Annotated in this window: 20 protein-coding genes and 2 pseudogenes; 8 read left to right on the top strand and 14 right to left on the bottom strand. The window is 52.3% G+C overall.

Annotated elements, in window-relative coordinates:
- Positions 1-24: 24 nt before the first annotated feature.
- From AC3G3F_RS14880 to AC3G3F_RS14870, 3 genes are all read right to left on the bottom strand, one after another.
- Entirely contained in the window at positions 25-336 is a 312-nt protein-coding gene (locus AC3G3F_RS14880) for a PTS lactose/cellobiose transporter subunit IIA (RefSeq protein ID WP_023246764.1), read from the bottom strand.
- A 31-nt stretch (positions 337-367) separates the two neighbouring features.
- Complete coding sequence (locus AC3G3F_RS14875; protein ID WP_053508474.1) at positions 368-1,687, bottom strand: PTS sugar transporter subunit IIC; 1,320 nt, start codon at positions 1,685-1,687, stop codon at positions 368-370.
- 115 nt (positions 1,688-1,802) lie between these two features.
- Complete coding sequence (locus tag AC3G3F_RS14870) at positions 1,803-2,126, bottom strand: PTS sugar transporter subunit IIB (protein WP_053508472.1); 324 nt, start codon at positions 2,124-2,126, stop codon at positions 1,803-1,805.
- Between the two features lie 198 nt (positions 2,127-2,324).
- On the opposite strand from AC3G3F_RS14870, the gene AC3G3F_RS14865 reads away from it, so the two are divergent.
- Positions 2,325-3,023, top strand: a complete 699-nt coding sequence (locus AC3G3F_RS14865; RefSeq protein WP_053508470.1) for a GntR family transcriptional regulator — start codon at positions 2,325-2,327, stop codon at positions 3,021-3,023.
- 430 nt (positions 3,024-3,453) lie between these two features.
- Here AC3G3F_RS14865 and nfsB read toward each other — a convergent pair whose 3' ends face one another.
- The 3 genes from nfsB to AC3G3F_RS14850 form a co-directional block, all read right to left on the bottom strand.
- Entirely contained in the window at positions 3,454-4,107 is a 654-nt protein-coding gene (gene nfsB / locus AC3G3F_RS14860; protein WP_023246768.1) for an oxygen-insensitive NAD(P)H nitroreductase, read from the bottom strand.
- A gap of 107 nt (positions 4,108-4,214) precedes the next feature.
- A complete protein-coding gene (locus tag AC3G3F_RS14855; RefSeq protein ID WP_023246769.1) occupies positions 4,215-4,583 on the bottom strand; it encodes an MmcQ/YjbR family DNA-binding protein in 369 nt (122 codons plus the stop codon).
- Complete coding sequence (locus AC3G3F_RS14850; RefSeq protein WP_023246770.1) at positions 4,583-5,164, bottom strand: TetR/AcrR family transcriptional regulator; 582 nt, start codon at positions 5,162-5,164, stop codon at positions 4,583-4,585. The genes AC3G3F_RS14855 and AC3G3F_RS14850 overlap by 1 nt, the downstream gene beginning before the upstream one ends.
- A gap of 289 nt (positions 5,165-5,453) precedes the next feature.
- On the opposite strand from AC3G3F_RS14850, the gene AC3G3F_RS14845 reads away from it, so the two are divergent.
- Positions 5,454-5,795: a RamA family antibiotic efflux transcriptional regulator gene (locus AC3G3F_RS14845; protein ID WP_000155633.1), complete on the top strand. Its 342-nt coding sequence runs from the start codon at positions 5,454-5,456 to the stop codon at positions 5,793-5,795.
- Between the two features lie 5 nt (positions 5,796-5,800).
- Here the strand turns inward: AC3G3F_RS14845 and AC3G3F_RS14840 are convergent, their stop codons facing one another.
- The 4 genes and pseudogenes from AC3G3F_RS14840 to AC3G3F_RS14825 all read right to left on the bottom strand — a co-directional run bounded on the left by AC3G3F_RS14840 (position 5,801) and on the right by AC3G3F_RS14825 (position 10,254).
- Positions 5,801-6,049 (bottom strand): DUF1158 family protein, encoded by a 249-nt coding sequence (locus AC3G3F_RS14840; RefSeq protein WP_000682500.1) that lies wholly within the window; start codon positions 6,047-6,049, stop codon positions 5,801-5,803.
- Positions 6,050-6,115: 66 nt separating this feature from the next.
- The gene (locus tag AC3G3F_RS14835; RefSeq protein ID WP_023246771.1) at positions 6,116-7,234 is read right to left on the bottom strand and encodes a YbdK family carboxylate-amine ligase; all 1,119 of its coding nucleotides are present in this window, start codon (positions 7,232-7,234) and stop codon (positions 6,116-6,118) included.
- Between the two features lie 11 nt (positions 7,235-7,245).
- Positions 7,246-7,951, bottom strand: a pseudogene (gene entD, locus AC3G3F_RS14830) (enterobactin synthase subunit EntD).
- 47 nt (positions 7,952-7,998) lie between these two features.
- Positions 7,999-10,254 (bottom strand): TonB-dependent siderophore receptor, encoded by a 2,256-nt coding sequence (locus AC3G3F_RS14825; protein ID WP_053508464.1) that lies wholly within the window; start codon positions 10,252-10,254, stop codon positions 7,999-8,001.
- Positions 10,255-10,442: 188 nt separating this feature from the next.
- Here AC3G3F_RS14825 and fes point away from each other — a divergent pair, with 188 nt between their 5' ends.
- From fes to wzz(fepE), 4 genes are all read left to right on the top strand, one after another.
- Positions 10,443-11,657 carry an enterochelin esterase gene (fes, locus tag AC3G3F_RS14820; RefSeq protein ID WP_053529297.1) on the top strand — a complete coding sequence of 405 codons (1,215 nt, stop codon included), beginning with the start codon at positions 10,443-10,445 and terminating at the stop codon, positions 11,655-11,657.
- A gap of 30 nt (positions 11,658-11,687) precedes the next feature.
- On the top strand, positions 11,688-11,906 hold the full coding sequence (locus AC3G3F_RS14815; protein WP_053508460.1) for an MbtH family protein: 219 nt from the start codon (positions 11,688-11,690) through the stop codon (positions 11,904-11,906).
- Entirely contained in the window at positions 11,903-15,787 is a 3,885-nt protein-coding gene (entF, locus tag AC3G3F_RS14810) for an enterobactin non-ribosomal peptide synthetase EntF (RefSeq protein WP_079796327.1), read from the top strand. The genes AC3G3F_RS14815 and entF overlap by 4 nt, the downstream gene beginning before the upstream one ends.
- Positions 15,788-16,033: 246 nt before the next feature.
- Positions 16,034-17,170 carry an LPS O-antigen length regulator Wzz(fepE) gene (gene wzz(fepE), locus AC3G3F_RS14805; RefSeq protein ID WP_079796326.1) on the top strand — a complete coding sequence of 379 codons (1,137 nt, stop codon included), beginning with the start codon at positions 16,034-16,036 and terminating at the stop codon, positions 17,168-17,170.
- Positions 17,171-17,224: 54 nt separating this feature from the next.
- Here the strand turns inward: wzz(fepE) and fepC are convergent, their stop codons facing one another.
- The 3 genes from fepC to fepD are packed head-to-tail and all read right to left on the bottom strand — an operon-like array spanning position 17,225 to position 20,012.
- On the bottom strand, positions 17,225-18,019 hold the full coding sequence (gene fepC, locus AC3G3F_RS14800) for an iron-enterobactin ABC transporter ATP-binding protein (RefSeq protein ID WP_000140616.1): 795 nt from the start codon (positions 18,017-18,019) through the stop codon (positions 17,225-17,227).
- On the bottom strand, positions 18,016-19,005 hold the full coding sequence (gene fepG / locus AC3G3F_RS14795) for an iron-enterobactin ABC transporter permease (protein WP_072158674.1): 990 nt from the start codon (positions 19,003-19,005) through the stop codon (positions 18,016-18,018). The genes fepC and fepG overlap by 4 nt, the downstream gene beginning before the upstream one ends.
- Positions 19,005-20,012 carry a Fe(3+)-siderophore ABC transporter permease gene (gene fepD / locus AC3G3F_RS14790; protein WP_023246778.1) on the bottom strand — a complete coding sequence of 336 codons (1,008 nt, stop codon included), beginning with the start codon at positions 20,010-20,012 and terminating at the stop codon, positions 19,005-19,007. Before fepD ends, fepG begins: the two co-directional genes overlap by 1 nt.
- A 110-nt stretch (positions 20,013-20,122) precedes the next feature.
- Here fepD and entS point away from each other — a divergent pair, with 110 nt between their 5' ends.
- A complete protein-coding gene (entS, locus tag AC3G3F_RS14785) occupies positions 20,123-21,367 on the top strand; it encodes an enterobactin transporter EntS (RefSeq protein ID WP_488395238.1) in 1,245 nt (414 codons plus the stop codon).
- Positions 21,368-21,429: 62 nt separating this feature from the next.
- Here entS and fepB read toward each other — a convergent pair whose 3' ends face one another.
- Positions 21,430-22,386, bottom strand: a complete 957-nt coding sequence (gene fepB / locus AC3G3F_RS14780; protein WP_488395236.1) for a Fe2+-enterobactin ABC transporter substrate-binding protein — start codon at positions 22,384-22,386, stop codon at positions 21,430-21,432.
- A gap of 183 nt (positions 22,387-22,569) precedes the next feature.
- Here fepB and AC3G3F_RS14775 point away from each other — a divergent pair.
- Positions 22,570-22,986: pseudogene (locus AC3G3F_RS14775) on the top strand (isochorismate synthase); the annotation flags it as partial.

The raw sequence follows: 22,986 nt of genomic DNA, 5'->3' as shown, positions 1-22,986 counted from the left end.
GCTTTAACTGGAGGAAAAAATTTATTAACTGGTTAAATCCCTTCTGAGGGAAATAATTTCTTTTGCCAAATCCTGGCACAATATGGCAGTCATTAAATGATCCTGAGCATGTATAAGAATCAAATTGACACTAATTTTCCCGCATCCTTCATCCTGACCGATTAAAGCAGTCTGAATTTTGTGAGCATTCAGACATGCTTCTTCCGAGCTTTTCATTAGTCTGGTAACAGAATCCCAGTCTTTCAATCGTGCATATTTGATAGCTTCCATTGCATCAGAGCGTGCTTGACCAGCATGAATTAATAATTCCATGACAGTTTCTTCATCAGCAAACATACAACACTCCTGAATATTAATTAAAAATCTGTTAATCAGTCATCGCGGTATTGACTTTATTTGACGCAATGACAAACGGTAAATAAATTAACGTAGCAACTCCCAGACACAGGAATCCGACAAGCAAAGCTAACCAGTTCCCCCCCGTTCCGAGAAATGCAATCAATGGTCCGGGTGTTGTCCAGGGAACAGCATAAGCAACTGGAGGAATGATCTTCATTGAGACAAAGAAATAACCAATTGTACAGTTAACGATTGGCACAAGAATAAATGGAACCATCATAATCGGGTTCAGAACAATAGGTAATCCAAACATGACAGGCTCATTGATATTAAAAATACCAGGGATAAATGACATCTTTGCCAAATCCCTATACTCAGCACGACGAGAAGCTATCAGAATGGCTATTAGTAGTCCTAATGTCATACCTGAACCGCCGCAATTTGCAAACGCATCATTAATTGACGTCCAGGTTATTGGATAAGGAGCCCCCCATGTTGATCCGTGTTGTGCAGCCCATGAGAGATTTTCAAGATTAGCTTCGGAGAATACCGTTTCACGAATTGCAGATGTAGTGTTAGGACCATGTATCCCAAGTACCCACAAAAAATTGCCGACCGCGCCAAGAATAATCACTGCAAATATGTTTGTTCCCATATGTTTTAGTGGTGCCTGAATTAATGTATAAATAAGATCATTAAGCCCATTAGGTGAAATTAATGATAATAAATAATTCAGTGCAGAGAAGAACACCATCACAAAAAAGATAGGCAATAACACCTTGAATGAGCGAGCAACAGCGGGTGGAACAGCCGCTGGCATAGTTATCGCAATTTTGGGATTTCTTGCCATTCGACAAAAAATTTCACTTGTTAATAATGCCACAATTACTGCGACAAAAAGCCCCTGTGCGCCTAAATATTTTGTTGTCAAAAATGCCTGATTATCAATCAGTTGATATGGCGTGTAGACAATAAAAAATGCACCTATAGCGGTCAGTCCGCACAAGAGATCGTCTTGTTCGTAACTGATAGCCATGTTGCGGGCTACAAGAAACGCAATCATTATAGACATTATGTTTACAGAACCATTCATTACAGGTGTAAATATGGCCTGTGCTTTTTCCAGATGAGGGAAAACACTACCAAGATGTAATAGTCCTGCTATAAATCCGTCAGGCGACAATATTGCAAAGTTGATTAAGATAATTAATGAACTCGCCATAATAATAGGGAATGTATAAACAAATCCATCCCTGACCGCTGCTACATGCTTCTGTGAATTCAGTTTTATTGCTATTGGAACAAGAAAGCGCTCCATCCCACGTTCAAAGGAATTCATTAATCCCATTGTAATCACCTGCAATTATGAAAAACTTATTTTTTGAATATGAGGATTCGTTCCTGATTATGATCGGAACTAACTTTCCAGTTTTTTTCAGGAACAAATCTATTAATGGATAATGTTATTGGTTGTATTGTTGTTCAAGAAGCTTAAAGGCAAATTCAAGAACTGATTTACCATTCATCGCCCCATAATCTTTCATGTCAATCACTGCTACAGGGATTCTTCCCTGAGCAACGCCTTCAATTTCAGATTTCTGGAAGCGGACTTGTGGGCCTAACAAAACAATATCCGCTTCATTGTTTTTAATCTTGTTTTTAGCCTCTGCAATTGCCAGTGCATTGATATTGACCTCAGCATTTATAGTTGCAGCGTACTCACACATGCGTTTAACCAGCATACTGGTAGACATACCAGCCGCACAAACCAATAATATATTTTTCATATACATCCCTCTTTAGTATATTAAATCTCAATCAGCGCATTTTATGTTATTTATTCCTTGGTTTATTTTTTGTTACATTGGTCACAATAGATTTTAATAAATAGGTGCATTTTGAGGTGGAAAAGTGAACCATTGGTGAGAATTGGTTTTTTTTGATGCATAACTTATTGTTTTTAATGATTTTAAAGAGGTGCAAAAGTGGTATTTCAGGACATTGCAAGAAAGCTAAAAGATAATATTAATGGATACACATATAATGTAGGGGATCTGCTACCAACCGAAATCCAGCTTTCTCAGACTTATAACGTATCACGTAACACATTACGAAAGGCATTAGATATTTTAGAAAAAGAAGGTATGATCGAACGTAAGCATGGGGCTGGAACTTATGTGAGAAGAAAGAGCTTCATTGCACATGTAGAGCATATGAATTGTCTGAGTGAAATAGCTAAAAATAGTGGTAAAGAAATTGTTAGCCAGATTATGAGATTTGAAGTGCAGGGAGCTACACATCTTATTTCAAGGGAACTGAATATAACAGAAAATGAACCAGTGTATTATATAAAACGATTGCGTATTATTGATAATAAACTCGCGCAGTTAGAAGAAACCTGGCTATCTGTAGGGCGTTTCCCGGAACTAACAGTCTCACATATGAAAAAATCTAAATTCTCATATATTGAAAATGAATGTAATGTTAAAATTATTGGTACTTTTGAAACATTTTCTCCAATATTTCCAACACCTGAAATTGCAAGTGTTCTTCATATAAGTACTAAAGATCCTATTTTAAAAATTCAGACGCAAGCAATTGATGAGAAACATCAACCAATTGATTATTCAATTCTGTATTCTAATATATTAGAATTTCAGGTTAAATATTTCTTACCGCGATGAGTGTATATTGTATATATATCCGCGATAATCGTGATTATTCGCCATGAAAATTTCCCTCACTGACAACAAAAAGCGGACTTGAGCGCCTGCATGGTTCCAGTTGTGATGGGCGAGCCAGGATTCGTATTAAAGCTATCTTTCTGGCTGGCGTTCGGCAATGCTGGCGCCGCCAGCAAGCGGCCCTTACGATGCGCAAATATTAATACTCAGCCTTTCACATATAGCAGCGGGTAGTCAGTGGATGGTTACGGGCCGACACTGCGTTGCTGTAAAATAAACGGCGTGCCAGTTTTAAATGTTATTCTTTTTCAGTGTATTGCAGGAATAAGTTAACACTAGTGATGTAAAACCTGGCACTTCGCGCCATTTATCATTGGGGAACCTGGCAGAAAGTGAAAAAGCCGGACGGGCGTCCGGCTTAGGCAGAGGTTCAGACTTCCGTCAGTGTGGTTTCAAGCGGCAGACGTGATTTCGGCAGCCCGGCATTGAAATCCTCGACGCTATGATGGCCGACCGGCACCACCACCAGACTGGTATAGCCTTTTTCTTTCAGACCAAATTCGGCGTCGAGCACGTCAGCGTCGAAACCTTCAATGGGGACGGCGTCGAGACCCATCGCGGCGACGCCCAGCAGAAAGTTGCCGACGTTCAGATAAACCTGTTTCGCCATCCATTGATGGTCATCTCTTAGCGAGACGCGGTGCATATCGGCGAAAAAGCGGCGACCTTTATCATTTGCCGCTTTAGCTTCCGGCGTAGCGAAACGGCCATCGGCTTCCTCCTGATCGACGACGCGCTCAAGCCATGCGTCATCCATTGCGGTTTTTGCGCAAAACACGACGACATGGGATGCGTCCAACATTTTACGTTCGTTAAACACATAATTGGCGGCAGCGGATTTTGCGACGCGCGCTTTGCCTTCTTCCGTACTGGCAACAATAAAGTGCCACGGCTGGGAGTTGGTGCTGGAGGGGCTGTACTGTAGCAGTGTTTTTACTTTATCCGCTTCTTCGGCGGTCAGTTTTTTGCTGGGATCGAACGCCTTGGTGGAGTAGCGTTTTAAGGCGACAGAAACGATGTCCATAAATGCTCCTGGTTGGTTTAGTACCCTTTTGTATCAGCAGGGTACCGGGTTATCGGCAAAAAGATAAGGGTGGAAAATGCGAAACGATTATTGCGACGAGTATTGCATCAGCGCGGCCGCAGGCGCTGTTGCTCTCGTTTGGGTAACCCATCTACCACCAGATCCCATGAGTCATTTATCAAATCGTTGAGTAGCGAGACGGTGATATCCTCGCCTGCATAGACTGAAATCCAGTGTTTCTTATTCATGTGATAGCCAGGCACAATACTGGGGTAAATTTGCTGATTCAACAGAGATTTTTGCGGGTCCGACTTTAGGTTCACCAGCGGACGGCAGTGATGTTCAGTGAAAAGCATGAATATTTTGCCGCCGACTTTAAACACATCGTACTGTGGGCCGAAAGGCCAGCAGTGTTCGGTAAAAGGCAGTTCCAGCGCAAAGCGTTTTGCACAGGCGTGCAGTGTGTGACCGTCCATTATTGCTCCTCGCGAGTCAGCGCGCGCCACATGGCTTCGAATCCCAGCGCAATAAATTCGCCAGCGCGAGCGGGATCGCGCGCGGCGAAATCCATTGTCGTTTCGGCCAGTGCCAGAAAAAGGCCGTCGCCGAAGGCGCGGTACTCATCTGACATAAACACCATCAAAACGGAGCGATGACATAAATCGCGCAGTTCGGGGAACATATCGTCGGCCCGTTGTTCCGTCTCTTTGGTGATCTTTTCGCTGACGGCCAGTTGACGGATCGCCCGGTGCCGTGCGGGATAGTTCAGGCCCCAGTTGATATAACTGTTCCAGATAAAACGGGTCATCGTTTTGGCATCGGTAATGGATCGATCCAGCTCCATGATCATTGACCGGCAGAGATCCTGCTTTAAATGCAAATACAACGTGTTAATCAGCTCATCTTTGGTCGCGAAATAGCGAAACAATGTTCCTTCTGCAACGCCTGCGTTACGCGCAATCACCGCCGTTGAGGCGGCGATGCCGGATTGCGCTATTGCCTGGGTTGCCGCTTCCAGTAATGCCTGTTTTTTATCTTCACTCTTCGGACGAGCCACTACACGTTACCCTTATGTCTGTAAAAACACGATTGAATCATGCCTGTTCTCACGTCGCAACGGTGAATGTCAACCTTTGAAAAGTACCTTGACGGCGTATCTTTGCTTTCTATAATGAGTGCTTACTCACTCATAATCAAGGGCTATCCGCGTGAAGTGGTGGAAAAGCGTATTGCAGGCCATGCCATAAGCCATCTCACAATTTGTGTGGTTATTACTATGCTTATTGCTATTGCAGTAAATGTGCGGTGTGGGAGCCGTTGACGAGTTTGATAGAGAGGAGAGCACGATGACCATTTCCGCTCAGGTTATCGACACGATTGTCGAGTGGATTGATGATAATTTGAATCAGCCGTTACGTATTGATGATATTGCCCGTCATGCGGGGTATTCCAAGTGGCATTTGCAGCGCCTTTTTATGCAGTACAAAGGGGAGAGTCTGGGGCGCTACGTGCGTGAACGGAAGCTAAAACTGGCGGCGCGCGATCTGCGCGACACCGACCAGAAAGTGTATGATATTTGTCTCAAGTATGGTTTTGATTCGCAGCAAACCTTTACGCGCATTTTTACCCGCACGTTCAACCTGCCGCCAGGCGCTTATCGCAAAGAAAAGCATGGCCGTACGCATTGAAATGTTTAATCGGCCAGCGAAAACCAGCGCCGCCAGATAAAGCGAATAACATAATATTCCAGCGTGCCGAGCAGCAGAAACCATAAACAAAACAGCAAAGTATAAAGCTGGTTGAGATCCATAAGATGAAAGATCCCGACCAGCTTTTGCGCCAGCGCAAGGCCGAGCGAAGGGGCGGGCAATAGCAGGCTGGAGAGCAACGCCATCAGCAAAATACCGGCAGCGGTCATCAATGATTCAAGCGGGTGTTTCATGGTTTTGTTAAACGTAAGTTAAAACACCATTGTCCGGGATATCGCCTGGTAAGGCAAATATGCTGTCTATTGTCCCGCCCAGATTTCACAATGTTTTTGTACCAGGCCTATCAGCGATCCGCCGTCGGCAATAAACTCCCGCATATATTGCGCTTCGTTACCGCCTTTTTTCACCTGCAGACGTAGCGCGTCAATTGCGCTGTCGGCGCCCAGCTTGCGTGCAGAGGGGGTAACGTTGTCCAGCAGACGCAGCGTATCATCTGCCAGCCGACGGCGGTCGCTGGTATAGACATCGGTTAGCACGCCCTCCAGACCATAGCGGCAGGCCTGAAAACGGTTGAATTTATATAACAGATAGTCTTGCTCCTGCGGTTTAAAGGGACGTTCGGTCAGCAGCCAGTGAGCGGTCGCCTGAATCAGCCCTGCCATATTGATAGCATGATCAAGGGTGAGCGGCGTATCCATCACCCGAACTTCTACCGTGCCAAAGGCAGGGCTGGGGCGGATATCCCAGTGCAAATCTTTGATGCTGTCAATCATCGTGGTGTAAGACAGACGACGAAATAATCCGGCAAATTCTTGCCAGTTACTGACCCACGGCATGGGACCGTTATCGGGAAAAGCGGAAAAAATATTCAGACGCGCACAGGCAAAACGGGTGTCAGAGCCTTGCATATAGGGGGACGCGGCGGAGAGCGCAATAAAATGCGGCACAAAACGCGACAGCCCGTGTAAAAGGTAAATCGCATCGTCGCCATTCGCGCAGCCGACGTGGACATGTTGGCCGAAAACCGTCGCCTGTTGAATTAAGTAGCCGAAATTTTCCAGCGTGCGCTGATAGCGCTCATTATCACAGACCTCCTGACGCTGCCATTTTTGAAAAGGGTGCGTACCGCCGCCGCAAATGCCGAGATGGTGTTCCGACGCCGCCTGTAAAATAACGTGTTGTATGGCAGAAAGCTGGGCCGCCGCCTGGTCAATGTCGCGGCAGACGTCCGTGGCCATCTCCAGCATACTTTCGGTGATATCGTGTTTAATTTCTCCCGCAGTAACTTGGGGCTTAACGGTGTCAATCAGCGTAGAAGAGTCCTGACTTAAATCGTAGCCTGGCGGGTTGACCACCTGCATCTCCAGCTCAATACCAAGCGTATAAGGTTCAGAAACGTGAAAATCATTCAGCACCATAGCGATCTCATTTATCGGGTTATTGCGCTAAGTATAGAAGCGGGAGCGCTCCTGTTGTGGGGAAAGCGCGTCATTCCAGGAGCAGAGCGTAATAACGCTATTATCACGCTGGAACCACCCTATATGGACGATACGTTCAGCCATCGTGGTGACAAAGGCTGGCAGCAGATTTAACGAGATTTGCGTGGCGGTAAGCGAAGTAATTTTTGCGCTATCGAATCCCGGTAGTGTGGCGTGGTCTGAAAAGGCTTTATAAACGCTCTCCTTGGCGGAAAAAGCCAGCGTCAGGGCAAGCGGAAAAGGGAGCGAGCTCGCCTGGAGAATTTGGCGCTCATCGCTATCAATAATGGATGACGCCAGTTCTGTCGCGGTATGCTGACTCATGATTTTTTCTATATCAACGCCGATGCGCTGTCGGGATATGACTGCCAGCGCCGTTGACGCGCAGTGGCTGATGCTGCCAAATACGCCGTCCGGCCATAGCGGCTGTCGCTTATCGCCAATACCGGGCGCCGTCCTGACACCCACCTTGCGTAGCGCATGAACGGCGGCGATGCGGCCTGCTAAATGTTCAGCTTTACGCTTGCGTCCGGCAGACCGGAGCCGCTCGTGATGAGGAAGCCATAACAGGTCGTGTTCATGAAAGCTGCTCGCATCAAAGTCGACGATATGCAGCCTGTGTTCGGCAAAGGGAAGGGAAAAATGGGATGTCAGCATGGTCTCTTTCAAACTCCCTCCCCCGAACGAGGGAGGGAAGATTGGCATCAGAAATGGGTATTAATGCTCATATACCACGTACGGCCCGGTTCGTTATAGGTGTACGCGCCAGCGCCTGCCATATAGGCGCCAGTTTGAGTATCTCTAACGGTTTGCGCATTACCTTCACGCCACAGACGTTTGTCAAAGAGGTTATCCACGCCGCCGGTCAGGCTGACGTTTTTGGTCACGTCCCAGGTCGCGCTCAGGCCAACAATACTGTATGGGCTGACCGCTTGCTTATCTGTTCCGGTAACGGGTTTCCCCTGATAATCATATTTCTTCGGCTCTTGTTTGCCGTACCAGGTGAAGGTCGATTGCAGAGAAACGTCCTGACGTACCTGCCAGCTCAGGGTTGAGTTAAGCGTGTACTGTGGAATAATCGACAGGCGTTCGCCGGTCTCTTTGTTTTTGCTCTGCAGCATATACGTAACGTTATTTGTCCAGTTTACGGTGTCGCTAACCGGTACGTTTAACGTGCCTTCCAGACCTTCAACGACCGCTTTCGGCACGTTCTCCCACTGATAGACATCCGTTTTGCCGTTGTTGATACGCTGCAACGGCACCGTACCCGCTTCAATCTTATTGCGGTAATCATTGCGGAACCAGGTGACGCCGGCCAGCCAGCCATCGCGTTTAAATTCCAGACCAATCTCTTTGTTGATGCTGGTTTCGGCTTTCAGATCATCGTTGCCCATCATATAGCAGCCGATGCCGGTGCCAGCGCCAGTCGCGTAACAGCCCTGACCTTTACTATACAGAATATAGTTCGGGTTAGTCTGGTACAGACTCGGGGCTTTATAAGCGCGGGCGATACCCATTTTCAGAGTAAAGTCATCCCCCAGACCTTGCGACAGGTTCAGCGACGGGCTCCAGTTATCCCCCACAATACTGTGATGATCGAAACGTAGCCCCGGCGTCAGCATGGTGCTGTCGGTCAGTTCCATGTTGTTTTCGGCAAACAGAGAGAAAATTTCCGCTTTTGAATAGGGGCTACGATTGGTACTGCTGTAACCCGGGATATTTCCCCCCATAAAGGTTTGCGAGTTGGAGAGCATGTCTTTCATACGCTGTTGGGTCCATTCGGTACCCAGCGTCAGGTTTTGATTGACCAGCAGATCAAAAGGAATGCTCACTTCGCTGTGTAGGGTGACGTCATTCAGATCGGCATCGGTATATTTTTGCGACGCTTTTGGATCGAAAATCCCTTCGGTGCCGCCTGCTAAGCCTTCCGGCATACGGGAGTTACGGGTATGTTCGTATTGCACCCAGTTACTGGTGGTTACGCCATTATCCCAGCCGCCGTTCCAGGTCAGAGAGTAGTTTTGCCGATAAAGACGATTCGTCTCTTTTCCGTAATTATCTTTCACCAGTTGGTTCGTATTGGTGTTCTGAGTATCGCCGGCATAGAGGTTGCCCTGGCGACTGTAACCGGCCTCCAGCTCCAGAGACTGAAGCGGAGCAAAATCCCAACGAACCACGCCGTTGATATCTTTGTTAATTACCCCCTCACGCCCTGCCGGTAACGTGTCGGCGTAACTCCCGGTACGTTCAGATTGATGCCCCTGGTTAATATTACGCGCATCAGCCTGCGTTTTATCGAGGTTGCCATACAGACGGAAACTAAAATCCCCGCCCAGCGGGCCGTTCAGGCTAAAGTTAGTGCGTTTGGTCGCGCCTTCGTCTTTATGTTCCGGCGCGTTGAAATACGTATTCCAGGAACCGTGCCACTCGCTACTGCCTTTTTTGGTAATGATATTGACCACGCCACCCGCTGCGCCGTTACCGTAACGTGCGGCGGCAGGACCACGCAGCACTTCAATTCGTTCGATCATCTCCGGCGGTACCCACGCGGTATCGCCGCGGGTATCGCGTTCGCCGCGCCAGCCCAGACGTACCGAGTTACGGCTGGTAACGGGTTTACCGTCAATCAGGATAAGGGTGTTTTCCGGCCCCATGCCGCGAATATCGATTTGGCGATTATTCCCGCGCTGACCGCTGGTGGAGTTGCCGGTCAGGTTCACGCCCGGCATGGTGCGGATGATTTCTGATACGTCGCGCGCGGGCGGATTTTTGCGGATCTCATCGGCGGTGATGGTGGATACGCCTGGCGCCTGTAGGTTTTGCTGGGCGGCAGTCACCACGATGGTATCTTCATTGTTGAGCGCAGCGCTATCGGTTTTCTCTTCCGCCATCACGGGCAGAGCGGCCCCGTAAATCCCTAAATTGGCCAGTAAGGCCAGGGAATGAATCTTCTTGTTCATTGTATATCCTGCTTTTCTTTAGCCACATAAGCCCAGGCGCCCGTCAAAGGCATTGGTCGGGTGGTGAAATTGTGTTCGCGCTTCCCATAGCGCGACAATACGCTATTGCAAATGCAAATTGTTATCAATAATATTATCAATATATTTCGCTATTCATATGAAAAATTCATAATAAACATAGGGTTATAATGGAAGAGGCGCTGGCGACGGGAAGTGAGGCCTGGTGGAGGACCAAAACCGGGCCGGAATGGGTACGGGAAAAAAACGGAAATTATCGGGTCACTTTTTGGTGGCGCGACCCGCAGGGAAATGAAACACACTCCCCGATACGGCGTGTCTGGGTCTACATCACTGGCGTGACCGATCATCATCAAAACGCGCAGCCTCAGACGATGGCGCGTATTGCCGGAACGGATGTCTGGCGCTGGAGCACGGTGCTTAGCGCTAACTGGCGCGGCAGCTACTGTTTTATTCCTACCGAACGCGATGACGTTTTTGCCGCTTTTGCGCCGGGCGAAACGCCCGATCGAAACGTACTGCGTGAAGGCTGGCGACAGTTATTACCGCAGGCGATTGCTGACCCGCTTAATTCACAAAGCTGGCGGGGAGGGCGTGGTCATGCGGTTTCGGCGCTGGAAATGCCGGATGCGCCCCTTCAGCCGGGATGGGATCGCCCTGAAACGCCGTATTCACCGCCTTTGAGGATGCAGTGGCATAGCGAACGTCTGGGCAACTCCCGCCGCGTATGGATATTGACGACCGGAGATGAGGCGCCGGAAGAAAGACCGTTGGCTATTCTGCTGGACGGTCAATTCTGGGCGGAAAGTATGCCCGCCTGGCCCGCGCTCGCCTCGCTGACTCATCAACATCTTCTTCCCGGCGCCGTCTATCTGCTGATTGACGCGATTGATACTCAACACCGTAGCCAGGAGTTGCCCTGCAATGACGACTTCTGGCTGGCGGTGCAGCAGGAACTGTTGCCGCAAGTCAGAGCGGTGACGCCTTTTAGCGATGATGCCGGGCGAACGGTGGTTGCCGGACAGAGTTTTGGCGGCCTGTCGGCGCTGTATGCCGGCCTGAACTGGCCGACGCGTTTTGGCTGTGTACTGAGCCAGTCAGGATCTTTCTGGTGGCCCCATCGCGTCAACTCGCTGGAGGGGGAGGTGATTACCCGACTGAAAACCGGCGCATTATGCGCGCGCGGACTGCGCATCGTACTGGAAGCCGGCGTGCGTGAGCCGATCGTTTTTCAGGCGAATCAGGCGCTTTATGCCCAACTGAATACCTCGCAGCAGTCCATTTTCTGGCGTCAGGTTGACGGCGGACACGATGCGCTTTGTTGGCGCGGCGGGCTAACGCAAGGGCTGATGCTGCTTTGGCAGCCGCTTATCGACACGCTTTAATCGGGCACATGTCCACGACAGGAGTTGAGTATGGAATTCAGTAATCCCTTCGATAATCTGCAGGGACAGTTTTATATGCTGCAAAATGCGCAGCGTCAATTCAGCCTTTGGCCAGCAGAGTGCGCGCTTCCCGCAGGCTGGGACGTGGTATGCGAACCGCAATCGCAGGACGCGTGCCAGCAGTGGCTTAATACGCGCTGGACAACACTGAATCCGGCGCATTATGCCGATAAGCAGGAGGCGAAATGACGCAGCGTTTACCGTTAGTCGCCGCCCAGCCGGGGATCTGGATGGCGGAAAAACTCTCTGATTTACCCTCCGTCTGGAGCGTGGCGCACTATGTGGAACTGAACGGCGAGCTGGATGCCGCCTTGCTGGCAAAAGCGGTAGCGGTAGGGATGCAGCAGGCGGATACGCTACAGATGCGTTTTACCGAAGAGAATGGCGAGGTCTGGCAATGGATCGATCCCGAGCGCACGTTCGGCGAGCCCGCGATTGTCGATTTACGCGACCAGGCCGATCCGCATCACGCGGCGCTGGCGTTAATGCAGGCGGACTTACGGCAAAACCTGCGCGCAGATAGCGGTAAGCCGCTGGCGTTTCACCAGTTAATACGCATTGATGATACCCGCTGGTATTGGTATCAGCGCTATCACCATTTGCTGGTGGATGGCTTTAGTTTCCCGGCGATAACCCGCCAGATTGCGACGATTTATTGCGCCTGGCAGAGCGGCGCCCCTACGCCGGATTCGCCTTTTACCCCCTTTGCGGATGTGGTTGAAGAGTATCAGCGCTATCGCCAGAGCGAGGCCTGGCAGCGTGATGGCGCCTTCTGGGCGCAGCAGCGTCGCGAGCTGCCGCCGCCAGCGTCAATTTCTGCCGCGCCGTTGCCGGGGCGATCGGCGAGCGCGGATATTCTGCGTATGAAATTGAGCGCGCCGGAGGGGGCGTTTCGCCAACTGGCGGCGCACATGCCTGAGATACCGCGAGCGGATCTTGCCCTGGCGCTGGTGACCTTGTGGCTGGGACGATTGTGCGGGCGGATGGATTACGCCGCCGGATTTATCTTTATGCGGCGGATGGGCTCGGCAGCGTTAACGGCGACCGGGCCGGTCCTTAACGTTTTGCCGCTGGCGATTAACCTTAATGCAACGGAAGACCTGCCAACGCTGGCGAAGCGTCTTGCGGCGCAGTTAAAGAAAATGCGCCGCCACCAGCGTTACGACGCCGAACAGATTGTACGCGATAGCGGGCGAGCCGCTGGGGAGGCACCGCTATTTGGCCCGGTACTCAATATAAAAGTGTTTGATTATCATCTGGATCTTCCTGGCATACAGGCGCAAACCCATACCCTGGCGACGGGGCCGGTTAACGATCTTGAACTGGCGCTCTTCCCGGATGAAAACGGTGGTCTGGATATTGAATTGCTGGCGAATGCACAGCGTTACGATGACGCCACGCTCTCCCGCCATGCCTTACGGTTGATGGCGCTTATCACGCAGTTTGCTGATAACCCGGCGCTGCGCTGTGGCGATGCGCAAATGCTGCTGGCGGAAGAACAAACGCAATTAACACACCTTAATAATACGGTGGTAACTATTCCCGTCGCCACGCTCAGCGATTTGGTGGCGCAGCAGGCGCAAAAAACGCCAGAGGCTTCCGCACTGGTAGATGCGCATTATCACTTTACCTACCGTGAAATGCGCGAACAGGTTGTGGCGCTGGCGCACGCGCTGCGGGAACGCGGCGTTCAGCCTGGCGATAGCGTGGCGGTGGCATTGCCGCGGTCGGTTTTCCTGACCTTAGCGCTGCATGGTATTGTCGAGGCGGGTGCCGCCTGGCTGCCGCTGGATACCGGTTATCCTGACGATCGGCTACGAATGATGCTGGAGGATGCGCAGCCGAAACTGTTAATTACGACTCAGGCGCAGCTGGCGCGCTTTCACGATATTCCGGGGATGGAATATTTGAGCTATAGCGAACCGCTACCGATCAGTGACGCGACTCCGCTGGGGCTGTCGTTACCGCATCATACCGCTTACATCATTTTCACCTCAGGTTCGACGGGCAGACCGAAAGGGGTGATGGTGGGGCAAATGGCGATAGTGAACCGGCTGCTGTGGATGCAGGATCACTATCCGCTGACGGCGGATGATGTAGTGGCGCAAAAAACGCCGTGCAGTTTTGACGTCTCAGTATGGGAGTTTTTCTGGCCGTTTATCGCCGGGGCGAAACTGGTGATGGCCGAGCCGGAAGCGCACCGCGACCCGCTCGCGATGCAGCGGTTTTTTGCGCAATACGGCATCACGACCACCCATTTTGTACCGTCGATGCTGGCGGCCTTTATTGCCTCGCTAACGCCAGCGTCGGCTGAAAAAAGTTGCGCTTCCTTAAAGCGGGTTTTCTGTAGCGGCGAGGCGCTGCCGACGGCGCTGTGCCGCGAATGGGAGACGTTAACCGGCGCGCCGCTACACAATCTGTACGGGCCGACGGAGGCCGCGGTGGATGTGAGCTGGTATCCGGCCTGCGGTAATGAGCTGGCGGCCATTGACGGCAACAGCATCCCGATTGGTTATCCCGTCTGGAATACCGGCTTGCGTATACTCGATGCGCATATGCAGCCGGTGCCGCCGGGCGTGGCTGGCGATCTCTATCTCACCGGTATCCAACTGGCGCAGGGCTATCTGGGGCGTCCGGATCTTACCGCCAGCCGTTTTATCGCCGATCCTTTTGCGCCAGGCGAACGAATGTACCGTACCGGGGATGTGGCGCGCTGGCTGGATTCCGGCGCGGTGGAATATCTGGGGCGCAGCGACGATCAGCTCAAAATTCGTGGTCAACGTATTGAACTGGGTGAGATTGACCGCGTCATGCAAACGCTGCCGGATGTTGAACAGGTGGTAGCGCATGCCTGTGTCTTTAATCAGGCGGCGGCGACGGGCGGAGATGCCCGGCAACTGGTCGGCTATCTGGTTTCTCACTCCGGTTTGCCGCTGGATTTACCGGCGCTGCAGGAAAAATTACGCCAAAAACTTCCCGCGCATATGGTGCCGGTTGTGCTGTTGCAACTTGCCAGTTTGCCGCTTAGCGCTAATGGCAAGCTGGATCGCAAAGCCCTGCCGCTGCCGGACCTGACGCCGCGCGTGAAAGGGCGTGCGCCGCAGTCCGCAACGGAGATTGCTGTCGCAGCGGCGTTTTCCCGCCTGCTGGGCTGTGAGATTAACGATGTTGAAAGTGATTTCTTTGCGCTGGGCGGACACTCGCTGCTGGCGATGAAACTGGCCGCACAGCTAAGCCAGACGTTTAACCGCCAGGTGACGCCGGGACAGGTGATGGTGGCATCTGACGTGGCGCAATTGAGCAAGCTGCTCGATACTGACGATGATGAATGCTCGCGCAATCTGGGGTTCGGGCCGCTGTTGCCGCTGCGTGAAAGCGATGGTCCAACGTTATTCTGTTTCCATCCGGCGTCGGGGTTCGCCTGGCAATTTAGCGTATTATCACGCTATCTCAGCCCGTCGTGGTCGATTATGGGGATTCAGTCGCCGCGCCCCGCTGGCCCTATGCAAACCGCAACCACCCTTGATGAGGTATGTGAACATCATCTGGTGACATTGCTCGCCCGGCAGCCGCATGGCCCTTATTATTTATTAGGCTATTCGCTGGGTGGGACGCTGGCGCAAGGGATCGCCGCCCGGTTGCGCGCGCGCGGCGAAACGGTGGCGTTTTTGGGATTACTGGACACCTGGCCGCCGGAAACACAAAACTGGCGGGAAAAAGAGGCGAATGGCCTTAATCCGGACGTGCTGTCGGAAATTGAACGCGAACGCGCGGCGTTTGTCGCCGCTCAGCAGGGAAATGCATCCGAAGCCTTATTTGCCGCTATTGAAGGCAATTATGCTGATGCCGTCCGTTTGCTGACGACGGCGCATAGCGTACCGTTTGATGGACATGCTACGCTTTTTGTGGCGGATAAAACAGTGCCGGAAGGCGTATCGCCAGAACAGAGCTGGTCACCGTGGATAGACTCTTTGGCTATTTATCGCCAGCCGTGCGCGCATGTGGATATTATTTCGCCCGCCGCTTTTGAAGCTATTGGGCCCATCATCTGTAAGCTAATTAATAAATAACGGGCATTGCTTTTGCTTTTAACAAATTAAATCGCGAAACCCATAATAATTAGTAATTATGGGTTTTTTATTGCAACTATTAATTCATTTAACATAAGTGATACATGCTGCAGGCAAGTTCAATTCCGAGTATTGTGCTTTTCTGACGCTGGCGTGCAAAGATTGTTTCAGATAATTCTTACTTGCTGTTAGAATCTCCAACAGGAAGGTGTTTTTTCATTGGATAAAGTTTTCAGGTCATACGGCATGTCATCTCTTAATATAAATCAAGAAAAAAATCAGCAATTTGCAGGTTACCCACTGCCGCCCGCCAACAGTCATGAAATCGATTTGTTTAGCCTTATGGATGTGTTATGGCAGGCGAAGCGTCGTATTCTTGTTACCGTTTTTGCCTTCGCGTGTATGGGGTTGCTCCTGTCCTTTCTGCTACCGCAAAAATGGACCAGCCAGGCAATTATCACACCGGCGGAATCGATACAGTGGCAGGGACTGGAGAGAACGTTGACCACGCTGCGCGTGTTGGATATGGATGTAAGCGTTGATCGGGTTGGTGTATTTAATCTGTTCATTAAAAAGTTTAGCTCGCTGTTGCTGCTGGAAGAATATCTTCGTTCTTCTCCGTATGTCATGGATCAATTAAAAGGTGCGAAAATAGACGAGCAGGATCTTCATCGGGCGATTGTCGCGCTGAGCGAAAAAATGAAAGCGGTGGATAGCAATGTTGGCAAGAAAAATGAAACGTCGTTATTCACGTCGTGGACGCTGAGTTTTACCGCACCGACGCGGGAAGAAGCGCAAAAGGTGCTGGCTGGCTATATTCAGTACATCTCTGCTATCGTCGTGAAAGAGACGCTGGAAAATATTCGTAACCACTTGGAAATCAAAACCCGCTATGAGCAGGAAAAGCTGGCGATGGATCGGGTGCGCCTCAAAAATCAACTTGATGCCAATATTCAACGTCTTCATTATTCGCTGGAAATAGCCAATGCCGCCGGAATTAAGAAACCGGTTTACAGCAATGGCCAGGCGGTAAAAGATGATCCGGATTACTCTATTTCCCTCGGCGCGGATGGTATTTCCCGCAAACTGGAAATTGAAAAAGGGGTAACGGACATAGCCGAGATCAACGGTGATTTGCGTAACCGTCAATACCATGTTGAACAACTGGTGGCAATGAATGTGAGCGACGTGACGTTTACCCCGTTTGAATATCAACTGTCGCCGTCTCTGCCAGTGAAAAAGGATGGTCCGGGTAAAGCGAACATTATTATCCTGGCGGCGCTAATTGGCGGTATGATGGCCTGTGGCGGCGTATTACTGCGTCATGCGATGGTCTCGCGTAAAATGGAAAACGCGCTGGCGATAGATGAACGGTTAGTCTGATTTACACCAAAAAGCCGGATAGTGATTATCCGGCTTTTTCATATGTGTGGGTGACTATTGCCGCCCCAGCGGTACAACCAGCGGCGTACCGGCAACCGGATCGTCGATAATCATACAGCGCAGGCCATAGATTTTTTCGATAAGCTCCGCGGTAACAATCTCTTTCGGCGCACCCTGCGCCACAATGTTACCTTCGCGTAATGCAATCAAATGGGTGGCGTATCGGCAAGCCTGATTCAGGTCGTGCAGGACGGCGGCGAGCGTATAGCCTTTTTCGCGGTTGAGATCGCTTAACAATTCCAGCAAATCAATTTGATGGCTAATATCCAGCCACGTCGTCGGCTCATCCAGCAGCATGATGGACGTTTCCTGCGCCAGCACCATGGCTATCCACGCCCGCTGGCGTTGGCCACCGGACAGAGTATCTACGCTTTGCGTCGCCAGTGAAGTGATACCCGTTGCACGCATGGCATTAGCGACGGCGTCGGCATCTTCCTTACGCCAGCGGGTAAATAAGGGCTGATGTGGATAACGCCCCCTGGCGACCAGCTCTTGTACGGTGATATCGCCCGGCGTGGTGGCGTTTTGCGCCAGCAAACCGATTCGCCGCGCCACCTCTTTACTGGCGTAACGCTGTATTTGTTCGCCATCCAGCCAGACATGGCCGTCAATGGGCGTCATTAGACGGCTTAGCGTGCGTAGCAGAGTTGACTTGCCGCAGCCGTTAGGGCCGATGATGGCGGTAAAATGGCCGTCCGGAATCGAAACGTTAAGGTTTTTTGCGACGGTATAGCTGCCATAACCCAGAGTTAACTGGTCGCCGCGCAAACGGGCTACGGATTCGGTCATTTTTTGCGGGACTCCTGAATTAACAAGACGATAAGGTAAATACCGCCGAGGCTGACGGTGACCACGCCCACCGGAAGCTGGTAAGGCATAAACAGTTGCTGCGCGCACGCATCGGCGGCCAGTAGTAATAAGGCGCCACACAGCGCCGACTGGGTTAATCCCCAGCGAGCTGTGCCGCTAAGGCGGCGGGCGATGTGCGGCGCGACAAGGGCGATAAACGAGATGGGGCCAGCCAGCGCCGTTGCGGCGGCGGTGAGAGCCACCGCCACCAGCATCATCATCAGGCGTGACCGTTCCACGCTAACACCCAGCGCGCAGGCGCTGTCATCGCCCATCTCCAGCAGCCGCATGCGACGTACCAGTAGCGCGGCGCCTGTCAGCATCACAATAATCAGCGGCGCCGAAGGCCAGGTTTTCGCCCATGTCAGACCGTTGAGCGACCCGGCGTTCCATAAGCCGGCGGTGAGCGCCGTTTCCAGCGATGCCTGCAACAGAAGCCAGGTATTAAAGGCGACCAGCATAGCGCGGATGCCGATACCGATGATAATCAGCCGGAAGGTTTCAATCCCGTTACGCCAGGCCAGCAGCCAGACAATCAATGACGTGACGATACCGCCTGCCATTGCCGCCAGCGCGATCGCGGTAAGATGCTGGCCAAACAGGACCATTGCGACCAGTACGCCGCTCCAGGCGCCGGTATTAAAGCCCATCACATCAGGGCTGCCTAGCGAGTTACGCATCAACGACTGGAAAATCGCTCCGCTGACGCCAAGCGCAGCGCCAATCAGCAGCGCCATTAATACGCGCGGTAGCCGCCATTCGGTTACGACAAGGGTGATGTTACGCGGCGCGTCGCCCAGCAGCGCGGCAATAATCTGCCCGGTATCAAGAGGCACGGCGCCGCGTTGCAAACTCCATAAGCCAATGGCCAGGCAGCCTGCCGCCAGAAGCAGGCAGCTTACGATAAGCCGACGAGAAAGAAACATCACAGGCCGCCTCCGCCTGATTTACGGCGTACCAGAAAAATAAGTACCGGCGCGCCGATAAACGCGCTGACGACCGATACGCGGAGTTCGCCCGGCACCAACAGACGTCCAATAATATCGGCGAAAAGCAGCAGAGCAGGGGTCGCCAGTAGCGTCACCGGCAGCGACCAGCGGTGGTCGGCGCCCACCAGCCAACGCGCCATATGCGGCATCATCAGACCAATAAAGGCGATAGGGCCGACCAGCGCCGTTGCGCTGCCGCACAGGACGGTAATCGCCAGTAAACCGATAAGTTGGGTGCGCGCCACTTTACTACCCAGCGCCGTCGCGGTATCACTGCCGAGGCTCAGGCTGTTCAGCGCACGGCTCAGAAATAGTGCCACGATCCCGGCTATAACCACGGGCGCGAGCGCGACTTTCAACGTTTGCAGGCTGCGAATGTCCAGCGATCCCGCCTGCCAGAAGCGAAGCTGGTCATAGACCTCTGGATTTAACAGCGCGATGCCGCTGGTCAGTCCTTCCAGTACCGCGCCAAGCGCCACGCCCGCCAGTGTCAGGCGGACCGGGCTTAACTGACCGCCGCCCTGACTGCCGGTGAAGGCGACAATCAGCGATGCGATAAGCGCGCCGCTAAATGCCATGAAAAGCTGCTGCAGCGGCGTGGAGAAACCAAACAGCACCGCGCCCAGTACAATGGCGAAACTGGCGCCGTTGTTAACGCCCAGAATCCCCGGATCGGCGAGCGGGTTACGGGTGAGCGTTTGCATGAGTGCCCCGGCAAGACCCAAAGCGCCGCCTGCCAGTAATCCGGCCAGTGTTCGCGGCAAACGCGCATCCAGGACGATGGTGCAATCGGCGCTTTGGCAAACACCGGTGAACGCGTCCAGCACGACGGCGGCAGGCAGCGGTTTCGCGCCAATGACCAGACTTAAAACCGCGGCGAGAATCAGCAATAACAACAATCCGGGCACGGCAAACGCGCGCGTCACGGAAAACGAGCATGGCATAATAACTTCCCTGATAATGATAGTAATTATCGTTATCTATCTTATTTGGTTATGTTAGCATGTGCAGCCATTGAATGGATATTTAAAAAAACTCGCATTAAGGCGTTGTAATGAATCGACAATCCTGGCTGCTCAATCTCAGCCTGTTGAAGACGCATCCTGCATTTCGCGCAGTATTTCTGGCCCGATTTATTTCTATTGTCTCGCTGGGGCTGCTTGGCGTAGCGGTTCCGGTACAGATCCAAATGATGACGTACTCCACCTGGCAGGTGGGGCTGTCGGTAACGTTAACCGGCGGTGCCATGTTTATTGGCTTAATGGTGGGCGGCGTACTGGCCGATCGTTACGAACGCAAAAAGGTGATTCTGCTGGCGCGCGGTACTTGCGGTATTGGTTTTATTGGCCTGTGCGTGAACGCGCTGTTACCGGAACCGTCATTGCTGGCGATATATCTTCTTGGCCTGTGGGACGGCTTTTTCGCGTCTCTGGGCGTGACCGCTTTACTGGCGGCGACGCCAGCACTGGTCGGAAGAGAAAATCTGATGCAGGCCGGTGCGATTACCATGCTGACGGTACGTCTGGGATCGGTTATTTCGCCGATGTTGGGGGGCATATTGCTTGCCAGCGGCGGCGTAGCCTGGAACTACGGGCTGGCGGCAGCCGGGACGTTTATCACGTTACTGCCGTTACTGACATTACCGCGACTGCCTGTTCCTCCGCAGCCGCGGGAAAATCCTTTTATCGCGTTGCTGGCGGCATTTCGTTTTCTGCTCGCCAGTCCGCTTATCGGCGGTATTGCGCTACTTGGCGGTCTGGTGACGATGGCAAGCGCGGTGCGCGTACTCTATCCGGCGCTGGCGATGAGCTGGCAGATGTCGGCGGCGCAAATCGGTTTACTGTATGCGGCAATTCCGCTGGGGGCGGCCATTGGTGCGCTAACCAGCGGACAACTGGCGCATAGCGTTCGTCCGGGACTCATTATGCTGGTTTCGACGGTCGGTTCCTTTCTGGCGGTGGGACTGTTCGCCATCATGCCGGTCTGGATCGCGGGTGTTATCTGTCTGGCGCTGTTTGGCTGGCTGAGTGCCATCAGCTCGTTATTACAATACACCCTGCTACAAACCCAGACGCCGGAAAATATGCTGGGGCGAATGAATGGCCTGTGGACCGCGCAAAACGTCACGGGAGACGCTATCGGCGCGGCGATGTTAGGCGGTTTTGGCGCAATGATGACGCCGGTCGCTTCCGCGAGCGTGAGTGGATTTGGACTGGTGATTATCGGTTTGCTGCTGCTGTTAGTGCTGGGCGAGCTACGCCGTTTTCGCCAGACGCCGCCGGTTAGCGATGCTGGCTGATGACGACGCGTTTATCCGACCGACAAAATCTGTCTGGTCGGTCGGATAAGACCCCGGCAACGCTAAAATAGGGTGGCAAGCCGGTTAAGCAGCAACGTTGCGCTGTAATAATCCAGACGGAACGTCTCCGTACCCAGCGCATAGACGCGCTTATTTTGCACCGCTGGCAGGTGCGCCAGCAGCGGATTGGCGTAAAGGGCCGCGACATCTTTGCTGTCGCCGGCAAACAGGAAGAGAGATTCACCGTTTAACCCGGCGGCCAGATTTTCACCGCCAAGCTGAATGATATCGTGGCGCTTACCCTGGCTTTTGCTGGTTTGCAGCCCACGGGGCAATGTTGCCAGCGTAAAGCCTAACTGTACCAATAGTTTGCCCTGTGCTGATTCTGGCGTCCACAGATTGGCGCTATGCGCGGCAGGGGTATACACCAGCGCGCTAACCGGCTGAGGCGGCAGGGCGATTTGCTGTTTTACCGTCGTCAGTTGCGCCTCAAATTTCGCTATTCGCGCGGCGGCCTGTTTCTCCTGACCGGTGATCTCGCCAAGCTGAGTGAGCAAACTCTGCCAGCTTTTATCGTCATAATTGATGACGAGCGTCGGCGCGATAACGGAGAGCTGATCGTAAAGCGCCAGCGCCGAATCGCCGCCAGTGGCGCTAATCAAAATGAGATCCGGCAGTTGCGCGGCGATTGCTTCGGCATTCGGTTCGCCGATGTACAGACGGGCGACATGACGAGCCTTTGCTACGTCACTCCACTGGCGCATAAACCCTTGATCGTCAGCAAAGCGGTTATTCGGGGTAGTGGCACCGCTGGCGACGACGGGCGCATCAATCGCCAGCAGCGAGCCTGTTAACGTCACGCTGGTAGAGACGATACGCGCGGGCTTGTGGTCCAGGGTATGAACGCCGCGGTTGTCCTGGATTTGCCGGGGCCAACCCGCATCCTGGGCTAAGGATATTCCTGAAACAGATAAACCAACCATTAGAAGCAGCAAACGATGAAAGGCGGGAAGTCTCACAATAGCGTCCTGTTATTAATAAAGTTAATGCTTCTCATTTTCATGTTAGCGGCAGCGAGATGCAAGCCTTAGCGCCATTTAAGTCATGACCAGAGTTGACAGAGCGACGTTTTACTCTTAGGTTAGCGCACTAAAAATAGAAATGATAATCATTATTATAAGCCTTTATCATTGGAGGATGATATGGATATGCCACTGGCCGAGGACGCTCAGGAGACAATGGCAACGCTTGCTCCCGACTGCTTTTTCTTCATGTCGCCGTATCGCAGTTTTACCACCTCTGGGTGTTTCGCCCGTTATACCGAGCCTGCGGCCGCCGGGGATTCGCCGGATAGCCCTTTCCAGCAGAAATTGCGCCAGCAGTTTACCGAGGCCAAATCGCAGGGCATCGCCAACCCTATCCTAGTGGGGGCGATCCCCTTTGATACCCGCCAGCCGTCGTCGCTATTTATTCCGATGGAGTGGCGGGGGGTTTGCCCCCCCGGAAAACAACCCCCCCCCCGGTTGTTTTAAGACCAAAAAAAACAGAAGGGGAGCGGGCGCAAAGCGAGTCCGGGGGCCGCTGGTTTTTTATGGAGGGTGGGACGCGCGGCGAGGCGG

Source organism: Salmonella sp. FC25216 (assembly GCF_057751355.1).
This window is presented reverse-complemented; position numbering and strand designations above follow the sequence as displayed.